General features: G+C 74.5%; 2 protein-coding genes. Both read right to left on the minus strand.

Features of this window, described 5'->3' with window-relative positions; translation table 11 throughout:
- On the minus strand, window positions 1-272 hold a 272-nt coding region (locus VQ03_RS30615), incomplete at its 3' end, for a hypothetical protein (RefSeq protein WP_048454714.1).
- Between the two features lie 39 nt (window positions 273-311).
- Window positions 312-872 carry a hypothetical protein gene (locus VQ03_RS30620; RefSeq protein ID WP_208605583.1) on the minus strand — a complete coding sequence of 187 codons (561 nt, stop codon included), beginning with the start codon at window positions 870-872 and terminating at the stop codon, window positions 312-314.
- Between the last annotated feature and the right edge of the window lie 128 nt (window positions 873-1,000).

Below are 1,000 nucleotides of genomic sequence, written 5' to 3' on the forward strand. Positions count from 1 at the left end.
TCGAGGGCGGCGCGCTCGCCGATCGCGTATTCCCGGTCCTCACCTTGCGCGCTCTCGATCTCGTCGCCGCCCGGATCGTCCTCGTTCCAGGTCGGCAGCAGGCGGTAGGTCCGGCGCCCGTCCGGCCGGGGCGCGTCCGCGACCGCGCGCTCGACGAAGCGGCGGGAGAGGCGGCCGACCGCATCGATGTGGAAGGCGTATTCCACGAACTGCACGCCGCTATGGGGGACGAGCCGAATCGTGGGGCCGAAGGAGACGGGATCGACGAACATCGGGCCTGCGGGACTGTCTCGTGAGCGGGCGGGGGAGCGTCAGGGAGCGGCGGCGCTCGGGGACGGGGTGGCGGCGGATGAAGGCATCGGCATCTCGAAGGTCAGCACGCCCTGGCCGATCCGCTCGGCGGAGATGCGGCCGGCGCGCTGCTCGATCACCTGGCCCTGGCGCGACAGCACGACCTGGAACGGCACCTCGGGCCGCGCCTCGCCGTGGCGGGAATAGAGGCTGACCTCGACGCCGTAGCGACCCGCGGGGGCGGGCGCGTCATCCCAGATCACGTGCTCGATCGGTCGGCTGGCCGTGCTTCCGCCGCCCTGGTTCTGGTCGGCGACGAGCCGGCCGCCGCAGCCCGCGCGGCGGTCGAACCGGATCCGCGAGCGATCGGGGCAGACCACCTGGAGATCGAGGTCGGCCGGACCCTCCCAGGCCAGCGTGAGCTCGACGTTGCGGCCGCGCTCGATGCCGGTCAGGCGCCGCTCGACGTCCGCCGGGATCGCCGGCGCCGGCTCGATCGCGGCCCGACGCGGCGTCGGAACCGGGCAAACGGTGTCGCAGGTCAGCGCGCGGCGGGTCAGCGCCAGCTCGGCGGCCCGCACCGCGTCGTCGGTGGCGCGGATCGCCGCCAGGACGGCGGGCGCGCACGGGGCCGGGGGGCGGGGCCGGGGTGCGCCTTTTCACCCCCTTGAGCTCCCGCGGGAAAGGCGGAGTATGGACACGAAGCTGG

The sequence above is a fragment of the Methylobacterium tarhaniae genome (genome assembly GCF_001043955.1).
Taxonomy (GTDB): Bacteria; Pseudomonadota; Alphaproteobacteria; order Rhizobiales; family Beijerinckiaceae; genus Methylobacterium; species Methylobacterium tarhaniae.